At 65.4% G+C, this 9,291-nt stretch carries 9 protein-coding genes and 2 pseudogenes; 2 read left to right on the top strand and 9 right to left on the bottom strand.

What is annotated here, in order from left to right:
* The 9 genes and pseudogenes from AC27IO_RS16700 to AC27IO_RS16660 all read right to left on the bottom strand — a co-directional run.
* Positions 1 to 180: pseudogene (locus AC27IO_RS16700) on the bottom strand (GTP-binding protein); the annotation flags it as partial.
* 219 nt (positions 181 to 399) lie between these two features.
* Positions 400 to 2,502 (bottom strand): elongation factor G, encoded by a 2,103-nt coding sequence (gene fusA, locus AC27IO_RS16695; protein WP_272565827.1) that lies wholly within the window; start codon positions 2,500 to 2,502, stop codon positions 400 to 402.
* A gap of 151 nt (positions 2,503 to 2,653) precedes the next feature.
* Positions 2,654 to 3,127, bottom strand: a complete 474-nt coding sequence (gene rpsG / locus AC27IO_RS16690; protein ID WP_056668881.1) for a 30S ribosomal protein S7 — start codon at positions 3,125 to 3,127, stop codon at positions 2,654 to 2,656.
* 171 nt (positions 3,128 to 3,298) lie between these two features.
* Positions 3,299 to 3,676, bottom strand: coding sequence for a 30S ribosomal protein S12 (gene rpsL / locus AC27IO_RS16685; protein WP_010104110.1), 378 nt, complete (start codon positions 3,674 to 3,676; stop codon positions 3,299 to 3,301).
* A gap of 135 nt (positions 3,677 to 3,811) precedes the next feature.
* The gene (locus AC27IO_RS16680) at positions 3,812 to 4,981 is read right to left on the bottom strand and encodes a D-alanyl-D-alanine carboxypeptidase family protein (RefSeq protein ID WP_284394566.1); all 1,170 of its coding nucleotides are present in this window, start codon (positions 4,979 to 4,981) and stop codon (positions 3,812 to 3,814) included.
* A 100-nt stretch (positions 4,982 to 5,081) separates the two neighbouring features.
* Entirely contained in the window at positions 5,082 to 5,723 is a 642-nt protein-coding gene (locus AC27IO_RS16675) for an alpha/beta hydrolase (protein ID WP_498739758.1), read from the bottom strand.
* Between the two features lie 86 nt (positions 5,724 to 5,809).
* Positions 5,810 to 6,169, bottom strand: coding sequence for a (2Fe-2S) ferredoxin domain-containing protein (locus tag AC27IO_RS16670; RefSeq protein WP_284406699.1), 360 nt, complete (start codon positions 6,167 to 6,169; stop codon positions 5,810 to 5,812).
* A gap of 9 nt (positions 6,170 to 6,178) precedes the next feature.
* Positions 6,179 to 7,315: a VanZ family protein gene (locus AC27IO_RS16665; protein ID WP_498739756.1), complete on the bottom strand. Its 1,137-nt coding sequence runs from the start codon at positions 7,313 to 7,315 to the stop codon at positions 6,179 to 6,181.
* Positions 7,316 to 7,338: 23 nt separating this feature from the next.
* Positions 7,339 to 7,767, bottom strand: a complete 429-nt coding sequence (locus AC27IO_RS16660) for a CopD family protein (protein ID WP_272565831.1) — start codon at positions 7,765 to 7,767, stop codon at positions 7,339 to 7,341.
* A gap of 127 nt (positions 7,768 to 7,894) precedes the next feature.
* Here AC27IO_RS16660 and hemB point away from each other — a divergent pair, with 127 nt between their 5' ends.
* Both hemB and AC27IO_RS16650 read left to right on the top strand, forming a co-directional pair.
* Entirely contained in the window at positions 7,895 to 8,902 is a 1,008-nt protein-coding gene (gene hemB / locus AC27IO_RS16655) for a porphobilinogen synthase (RefSeq protein ID WP_284394575.1), read from the top strand.
* Positions 8,903 to 8,971: 69 nt separating this feature from the next.
* Positions 8,972 to 9,291: pseudogene (locus AC27IO_RS16650) on the top strand (magnesium transporter CorA); the annotation flags it as partial.

Below are 9,291 nucleotides of genomic sequence, written 5' to 3'. Positions count from 1 at the left end.
GCGCGGGCTTTTCTTGGGCGCTGCGTCGATCTGGTCGTATGCCTTGGCTTCGCCGCCGAACTTGGAGGACAGCACCGTGGCGATGGTCCGCCGTCAGCGTCGTCTTGCCATGGTCCACGTGACCGATGGTGCCCACGTTTCACGTGGGGCTTTGGTACGTTACAACTTACCTTTTGCCATTTTGAATCTCCAAAGAGCAATGCCTGTGTCAGGGTTTAACGTCTGCACCCGATTGCTAAGTCGTCCCGCACAGGGCAACAGGACGGCACCGGGTCGCAGATTGCAAGGATCTTGCTGCTATTTTTTTCATAGCTGCCAGCGCCTACTCGATAGTCGCTGGCAACCAATTCCATCAAACCAACCGAAAGGGGCCGCCGAAGCCGCCCCTCCCTTTGCCAATTACTTGGCGCGTGCAGCCATGATGGCTTCCGACACGTTGCGAGGGGCTTCGCTGTAGTGCTTGAATTCCATCGAGTAGGTGGCACGGCCTTGCGTTGCGGAGCGCAGCGAGGTCGAGTAGCCGAACATTTCCGACAGGGGGACTTCCGCCTTGATGGCCTTGCCGCCGCCGACCATGTCGTCCATGCCCTGCACCATGCCACGGCGGGACGACAAGTCGCCCATCACCGTACCAGCGTAGTCTTCCGGCGTTTCGACTTCCACGGCCATCATGGGCTCGAGAATCACGGGGTTGGCCTTGCGGCAACCTTCCTTGAAACCGAAGATGGCGGCCATCTTGAACGCGAGTTCGTTCGAGTCCACATCGTGGTACGAACCGAAGTGCAGCGTGACCTTGACGTCCACCACCGGGTAGCCGGCCAGCACACCTTGCGTGACGGCTTCGTTGATGCCCTTTTCCACCGCGGGGATGAATTCGCGAGGAACCACACCGCCCTTGATGGCGTCGACGAACTCGATGCCCTTGCCGGCTTCGTTCGGCTCGATCTTGAGCACGACGTGGCCGTACTGACCCTTACCACCGGACTGGCGAACGAACTTGCCTTCGGCCTCTTCCACCGTCTTGCGGATGGTTTCGCGGTAGGCCACCTGGGGCTTGCCAACGTTGGCTTCCACGCCGAATTCGCGCTTCATGCGGTCCACGATGATTTCCAGGTGGAGCTCGCCCATGCCGCCGATGATGGTCTGGCCGGATTCTTCGTCGGTGCTGACGCGGAACGAAGGATCTTCGGCAGCCAGACGACCCAGCGCGATACCCATCTTTTCCTGGTCGGCCTTCGACTTCGGCTCCACGGCCTGACGGATCACGGGCTCGGGGAACACCATGCGCTCCAGCGTCACGATGGCCGAGGGATCGCACAGGGTTTCACCGGTCGTCACATCTTTCAGGCCCACGCAGGCGGCGATGTCGCCAGCACGGATTTCATCGACTTCTTCGCGGTTGTTGGCGTGCATTTGCACGATACGGCCGATGCGTTCCTTCTTGCCGCGCACGGGGTTGTACACCGTGTCGCCCTTGGACAGAACGCCGGAATACACACGCACGAACGTCAACTGGCCCACGAATGGGTCGGTCATCAGCTTGAACGCCAGGGCAGAGAACTTCTCCGAGTCGTCGGCCTTGCGGCTCGTCGGTTGCTCGTCGTCGTCGGTGCCGCCCACGGGAGGAATGTCCACCGGAGAAGGCATCAGTTCGATCACGGCGTCCAGCATGCGCTGCACACCCTTGTTCTTGAAGGCCGTACCGCACAGCATGGGCTGGATTTCGCAGGCGATGGCACGCGTGCGCAGGCCGAGGGTGATTTCCTCTTCGGAAAGATCACCTTCTTCCAGGTACTTGTTCATCAGGTCTTCGGAGGCTTCAGCAGCCGCCTCGACCATCTTCTCGCGCCATTCCTTGGCCGTTTCCAGCAGGTCGGCGGGGATCTCTTCGAAGGTGAACTTCATGCCCTGCGAGGCCTCGTCCCAGATGATGGCCTTCATCTTGCGCAGATCGACCACGCCCGTGAAGTTTTCTTCGGCACCGATCGGGATCACGATCGGCACGGGGTTGGCCTTCAAGCGCAGCTTCATCTGCTCGACGACCTTGAAGAAGTTGGCACCGGTACGGTCCATCTTGTTCACGAACGCGAGGCGGGGCACCTTGTACTTGTTCGCCTGGCGCCACACGGTTTCCGACTGCGGCTGCACGCCACCCACGGCGCAATACACCATGCAGGCGCCATCCAGCACGCGCATGGAACGCTCCACTTCGATCGTGAAGTCCACGTGGCCGGGGGTGTCGATGATGTTGATGCGGTGCTCGGGGAACGAACGGTCCATGCCGCTCCAGAAGCAGGTGGTGGCAGCCGACGTGATCGTGATGCCGCGCTCTTGCTCCTGCTCCATCCAGTCCATGGTGGCTGCGCCGTCATGCACTTCACCGATCTTGTGGTTCACACCGGTGTAGAAAAGAATCCGCTCGGTCGTCGTGGTCTTGCCAGCGTCGATGTGGGCCGAGATACCGATATTGCGGTAGCGCTCGATGGGGGTCTTGCGAGCCATGGTAAATCCTTGGTTGAACGTTGTGTTCGTTGTGATGGGCCACCCGCTTTTGCGACGCAGCACCACAATTTGCCGGCGACCTGAATCAAGATAAGGCCGCAGGCAGAAAATGCCAGCGGCCTTACGTTTGCACCGGAGAAAGCCTGGAGGCTTAGAAGCGGAAGTGGCTGAATGCCTTGTTGGCTTCGGCCATGCGGTGCACTTCGTCACGGCGCTTCATCGCGCCGCCACGGCCTTCCGTGGCTTCCAGCAGTTCGTTGGCCAGGCGTTGCGCCATCGACTTTTCGCCACGCTTGCGGGCGGCTTCCTTGATCCAGCGCATCGACAGTGCCAGACGGCGCACGGGGCGCACCTCCACAGGCACCTGGTAGTTGGCACCGCCCACGCGGCGGGACTTCACTTCGACCATGGGCTTCACGTTGTTGATGGCAACGGTGAACGCTTCCAGAGGGTCCTTGTCAGGGTGCTTCTTCTCGATCAGTTCCAGAGCGCCGTAAATGATGCGCTCTGCCACTGCCTTTTTGCCGCCTTCCATGATCACGTTCATGAATTTGGACAGCTCTACATTGCCGAACTTGGGATCCGGCAGGATTTCACGTTTGGGGACTTCGCGACGACGTGGCATTTTTTTCACCTCATGTTTGCTTCAGTTGGCATCTTTTCAGACACCGCGAGAGCCATTCAGGACTCCCACTTACTCGACCCACGCAAGACAGTTGCGCTTGGGGTCACTACGCTGGATCACCGCGCCACGCGGGAAACAGCACCGGATATCTTTTGCAAAAAAGCGCAGGGCTTACTTGGCCTTGGGCTTCTTGGCACCGTACTTGGAGCGCGCTTGCTTGCGGTCTTTCACGCCTTGCAAGTCGAGCGAGCCACGCACGATGTGGTAACGCACACCGGGCAAGTCCTTGACACGACCGCCGCGAACCAGCACGACGCTGTGTTCCTGCAGGTTGTGGCCTTCGCCGCCGATGTAGGAAATGACTTCGAAGCCGTTGGTCAGGCGAACCTTGGCGACCTTCCGCAGAGCGGAGTTAGGCTTCTTTGGCGTCGTGGTGTACACACGGGTGCACACGCCGCGGCGCTGAGGAGAGTTTTCCATCGCGGGGCTCTTCGACTTGATCTTTTCGACCTCGCGACCCTGACGGACCAGTTGATTGATGGTTGGCATGAATACGTCCCTAAACGTGAAATGCTTCGTGAAAAACGAAAACGTGAATCCCTTCGGAAATTCCGAAAAGCCTTCTAATGTAGCAGGTTGGCGCTGATGGAGCAATCGCGGGGCGGCCAGCCGGCCGCCGCCGTGTCACTTGATCCACAGGCGGATCGCATCCCAGGCGCGGCCGAAGATGCCGGCCTGCTCCACCGTCTCCAGCGCCACCAGCGGCACTTCGGCGATGGGCTGCTCACCCAGCGACACCTTCAGGGTGCCGATCGACTGGCCCTTGGTGAATGGTGCCACCAGCGGGTCGGTGCGCACGATCTGGGTCGTGACCTTACCGGCGCTGCCCGACGGCACGGTGACGACGATGGCGTCTGGGCGGCCGATCTGGATGGTGTTCTGCTTGCCCTTCCAGACCGCCGGCGTGGCGGCGGGCTGGCCGGCGTCGAACAGCTTGACGGCGTCGAAGGCCGTGTAGCCCCAGTTCAGGAGCTTCTGGCTCTCGTTCGCCCGGGCGTTTTCGCTGGAGGCGCCCAGCACGATGGACAGCAGACGGCGCTGGCCGACGTTCGGAAAGTCGCGCTTGGACGTGGCCACCAGGCAGTAGCCGGCAGCGGCGGTGTGGCCGGTCTTGAGGCCGTCCACCGTGGGATCGCGGAACAGCAGCGAATTGCGGTTGGTGCCATTGGAGGGCGGCGTGCCTGGGTACGCATAGTGCTTGGTCGCGTAGTAATGCATGTACTCGGGGAATTCCTGCATCAGGCGGGTGGCCAGCACGCCCAGATCGCGCGCGGTGGTCGTGTGGCCCGGCTCGGTCAGGCCTTCGGGGTTCTTGTAGGCCGTGTTCTTCATGCCCAGGGCCTTGGCCTGGTCGTTCATGAGCTTGACGAAGTTCTCGGCCGTGCCGCCCACGCCTTCGGCCAGGGCCATGGTGGCGTCGTTGCCCGACTGCACGATCATCCCCTTGATGAGGTCTTCCACCGGCACCTGCATCTTGGGATCGATGAACATGCGCGAGCCAGGCATCTTCCAGGCGAGCACGCTCACGGGCAGCTTCTGCTCCAGGGTGATCTTCTTGGCGCGCAGCGCGTCGAAGACCAGGTAGCCCGTCATGAGCTTGGTGAGCGATGCCTGCTCGACCGGCGCGTCGATGTCCTTGGCGGCGAGCACCTGGCCGGCGGTCACGTCGAGTAGCAGGTAGTTGCGCGCGGCGATCTCGGGGGGCTGGGGGGCCTGGCCCTGCGCCCAGAGGGCGGCAGGCGCCAGCACGGCGACAAGAACGAAGGAACGCAGCGTGGAGAGGAAGGGCTTCATGGAAACAGGCATTCGGGGCAAGGAAACAAACCAAACGGTCAAAAACGGCGGCGGGGATGGCGCGCCGTGCGGTGCCCGGTAGGGAGCGTCTGGAGGGCGGTCAGTTCCCAGCCAGCAGGTGGCGGGACACCAGGTTTTTCAGGAGCGGCAATTGTCCGTGAAAGAAATGACCGCCGCCGGGCACGACTGTGACGGGGAGTATCTGCGGCCGCGCCCAGTCCATGACGGCCGACAGCGGCACGGTGTCGTCCTGCTCGCCGTGCACGACCAGCGTGCGCGCATGCGCCTCGGCCGGCACGGGCGCCACAGTGAAGCGGCTGGCGGCGGTGCCGACCAGCACCACCCGCTCGATGCTGCGCTCGCCCCACAGGCGCTCCAGCGCATGGCTGGTGACGAAGGCGCCGAACGAGAAGCCCGCCAGGGCCAGCGGCCCCTCGGGCGCCGCCTGGCGCACCACCTCCAGGAAGTCTTCCAGCTCGCCCTGGCCCGCGTCATGCGTGCCGGCGCTGGCGCCTACGCCCCGGAAATTGAAGCGCACGGCGGTCCAGCCGCTGTGCACGAAGGCGCGCGCCAGGGTCTGCACCACCTTGTTGTCCATGCTGCCGCCGAACAGCGGGTGCGGGTGGGCGATCACCGCCACGCCGCGCGAGGGCGCGCCGTCCGGCGCCTGGGCCGCATCGCGTGCCGCTTCGATGGCACCGGCAGCGCCGGCGAGGGTCAGGCGTTCAGTCTGGGCATTCACTTGATTTGCTATCAAATTAATAGCTGTCAGGACAATAAAATCTAGGGCAGACAGCCAAAAACACTAAAAACCGATCGGCGCGCGAATCAGCGTCCGAGTTCCGGCGGCGTGAGCAGGCGCTCGACGACCTGGCCGTTCTTCAGGTGCGATTCCACGATTTCGTCGATGTCGCTGCCATCCACGAAGGTGTACCAGGTGCCCTCGGGATAGACCACGGCGACGGGGCCGCCCGCGCAGCGGTCCAGGCAGCCGGCCTTGTTCACCCGCACCTTGCCGGGGCCGGACAGGCCGGCCGCCTTGACCTGGGACTTGCAGCGGTCGAACGCAGCCTGCGCACCGTGGTGGGCGCAGCTGTCCTCGCCGTTGGTGCGGTCGTTCAGGCAAAAGAAGATGTGGCGGGCGTAGTAGCCAGGCTGCGCGGCTGGCGGCGTGGGGGTGTCGGTCATCCGGGCATTTTAGGAGCCGATGCGAACAGGGGTATCCGCGTGGCCCTCGGCCGGGTCCCGGTCGCGCCGGGCCACGCGCTGCACCACATAAACCAGGGTGGCGTAGGGCCAGAGCCAGCCCAGCCATTGGCCCAGGCCGTAAAAGCGGATGAAGCGGCCCTGCTCCCAGGCCTGCAGGGTGTCGGCGAAATAGGCGCTGGTGGGCGCCTGGTTGAGGATGTTCAGGTGCAGCATCAGCAGCAATAGCAGCACGGCGGCGCTGGCCCGGCGGGGCAGGCCGGCCAGCATCAGCGCGACGGCCATGCCGGCCCACACGCCCACGCGGGCCGGGGTGCCGAGCCACTCCCAGGCATGGGCCGGGCCGTAGCTGAGCGCGGAGGACAGCGCGGTCACCGACACGCCCGCCACCACCGTGGCCAGCGAGAAAGCCACACGGCGGCCGATGTGGCGGATCACGCAGTAGCCCAGCAGGCAGGGCACGAGCAGGCCCAGCATCACGGCCAGCAGTTCGGCACTGGGCGACAGGGCTTCCAGCGGCGTTTCGCGCAGCGGCAGCCAGTCCAGGAACGGGGTTTCGGCCAGCAGGTCTTCCAGCGCGATCTCGAGCCGCTCCCACATCTGGCCCAGCCCGAAGGGCACGGCGGCGGGAAACAGCAGCGCCACCGGCCACAGCGCGAGCAAGGCCAGCGCCCCGCTGGCGTCGGCGACGAACCACCGCGCCCGCAGCCGGCTCCAGCGGGCCAGCGCGCCCAGCCGCTCCAGCAGCGCCGCCAGCAGCGCACCGCCCAGTGTGCCCAGCGCGTTCAGCACCAGGTCCATGTTGGAGGGCACGCGCCGCGGCAGGTAGATCTGCAGGAACTCCATCAGCATCGAGAGCAGCGCGCCCGCCAGCGCGGCCACGGGCACCGCAGAGCGCGGCCAGCCGGTGCGCAGCAGGGCCAGCGCCAGCAGGAAGCCGAACGGCGCATAGCCGGCGATGTTGATGTTGACGTCGAACCACGTCCAGTACGGCGGGGGGATGCGGGCGGTGAGGAACACCCACGGCGAGATGCCCTGCTCGCGCCAGCCGTCGAAGGGGAACAGGCTGGCGAAGACCACGAGGGCCGCGTAGATCAGCGCCAGGGGCCAGGCGGAGGTCTTGTGCACGGCGGGAGCGCGCGGCCGGCGCGTCAGAAGGGTTTGACGACGACCAGCACCACCGCAGCCACCAGCAGCAGCACCGGCACCTCGTTGAACCAGCGGAACCAGCGGTGGCTGCGCCGGCTCTGGCCGCTGGCCAGCTTGCGCAGCAGGACGCCGCAGGCATGGTGATAGCCCACGGCGAGCACCACGACCAGGAGCTTGGCGTGCATCCAGCCGTTGCCCGGCCCGCGGCCGATGCCGTACCCCAGGTAGAGCCACAGCCCCAGCGCGATGGCCGGCACGGCCAGGAAGGTGGTGAAACGCAGCAGCTTGCGCGCCATGAGCAGGAGCCGGTCTCGCTCGGCGGCCGAGCCCGGTGCCACCATGGCCAGGTTGACGAAGATCCGAGGCAGGTAGAACAGGCCGGCGAACCAACTGGCCACGAAGACGATGTGAAAGGCTTTGACCCAGAGCATGGGGGGCAGTGTACGTGCCGTGCCGGGCCGTCCGGCGGAGTCCGACGCGCAAAAACCACGGCGGCCGGCGTCACGTCGAAGGGCCGGGCGGAGACCGCCCCGGCGCAATGTGGCGCACAATTTCGGGATGCATCTGTCCAGCCCCACCCCCTTCCCCCAGAACCGCCCGCGCCGCCTGCGCCGCGATGCCTTCACCCGCAACCTCGTGCGCGAGCATGCCGTCACGCCGCACGATCTGATCTACCCCGTGTTCGTGCACGAAGGCCAGGGCCGCAGCGAGGCCATCGCGTCGATGCCGGGCGTGGAGCGCCTGAGCCTGGACCTCCTGCTGCCGGTGGCCGAGGATTGCGTGAAACTGGGCATTCCGGTGCTGGCGCTGTTTCCGGCCATCGACCCCGCGCTCAAGGCGCCGGACGGCAAGGAGGCGCTCAACCCCGAGGGCCTGATTCCCCGCGTGGTGCGGGCGCTCAAGAAGGAATTCCCCGCGCTGGGCGTGATGACCGACGTGGCGCTGGACCCCTACACGAGCCACGGCCAGGACGGCGTGCTCGATGCCACCGGCTACATCATCAACGACGAAACGGTGGAGATCCTCACCGGGCAGGCGCTCACGCATGCCGAGGCGGGCGTGGACATCGTGGCGCCCAGCGACATGATGGACGGGCGCATCGGTGCGATCCGCGAGGCGCTCGAAGTGCAGGGCCACATCCACACGCGCATCATGGCCTACAGCGCCAAGTACGCGAGTGCCTTCTACGGCCCGTTCCGCGATGCCGTGGGCACGCGCGGCGCTCTGGGCAAGGCCGACAAGAACGTGTACCAGATGGACCCGGGCAACACCGACGAGGCGCTGCGCGAGGTCGCCCTCGATATCGCCGAAGGCGCCGACATGGTGATGGTCAAGCCCGGCATGCCGTACCTGGACGTGGTGCGCCGCGTGAAGGACGAATTCCGCGTGCCCACCTTCGCCTACCAGGTGAGCGGCGAGTACGCCATGCTCAAGGCCGCGGCCGCCAACGGCTGGCTCGACCACGACGCGGTGATGATGGAAAGCCTGCTGGCCTTCAAGCGCGCCGGCGCCGACGGCGTGCTGACGTATTTCGCCCGCGACGCGGCGCGGCTGCTGCAAAAGTAAGCGACCGCCCCCCGGCCGCCTGCCTGCAGGGCCGGCGCCGGCGTCTTCCCCGCCCTGCCCCAGGCCTCCATGCGCATCTTTCACATCCACCAGGGCAACGCCACCGAGCTGGCCGCCCTGCCCTCCCAGCCCCCGGCCGCCGGCTTTTACTGGATCTCGTGCACCCGTGCGGCCTTCGGCGAACAACTGGGCCTGCTGCAGGCCGCGCTGCAAGCCACCACCGGCCTGCAACTGGTGGACCTGCACGTGTCCGACCTGCTGAACGCGCAGCTGCCATCGCACTACGACTACACCTCGCAGTACGACCTGCTGGTGTTCCGCCGCCTGGCGGCCGCAGGTCCGGGCGCGGCACCGGCCAGCGCAGCCGGCGCGGCCACCGCGGCAAGCCC

It is taken from the genome of Acidovorax sp. KNOB132 (assembly GCF_057541515.1).
The sequence above is the reverse complement of the archived record's forward strand: the minus strand, read 5'-3'. Positions and strand labels throughout refer to the sequence as shown.

Excerpts from the sequence above, each read along its gene's own strand:
- AC27IO_RS16680 (WP_284394566.1), bottom strand. The coding sequence starts at position 4,981 with ATGAAGCCCTTCCTCTCCACGCTGCGTTCCTTCGTTCTTGTCGCCGTG.
- hemB (WP_284394575.1), top strand. The coding sequence starts at position 7,895 with ATGCATCTGTCCAGCCCCACCCCCTTCCCCCAGAACCGCCCGCGCCGC.
- rpsL (WP_010104110.1), bottom strand. The coding sequence starts at position 3,676 with ATGCCAACCATCAATCAACTGGTCCGTCAGGGTCGCGAGGTCGAAAAG.
- AC27IO_RS16670 (WP_284406699.1), bottom strand. The coding sequence starts at position 6,169 with ATGACCGACACCCCCACGCCGCCAGCCGCGCAGCCTGGCTACTACGCC.
- AC27IO_RS16660 (WP_272565831.1), bottom strand. The coding sequence starts at position 7,767 with ATGCTCTGGGTCAAAGCCTTTCACATCGTCTTCGTGGCCAGTTGGTTC.
- rpsG (WP_056668881.1), bottom strand. The coding sequence starts at position 3,127 with ATGCCACGTCGTCGCGAAGTCCCCAAACGTGAAATCCTGCCGGATCCC.
- fusA (WP_272565827.1), bottom strand. The coding sequence starts at position 2,502 with ATGGCTCGCAAGACCCCCATCGAGCGCTACCGCAATATCGGTATCTCG.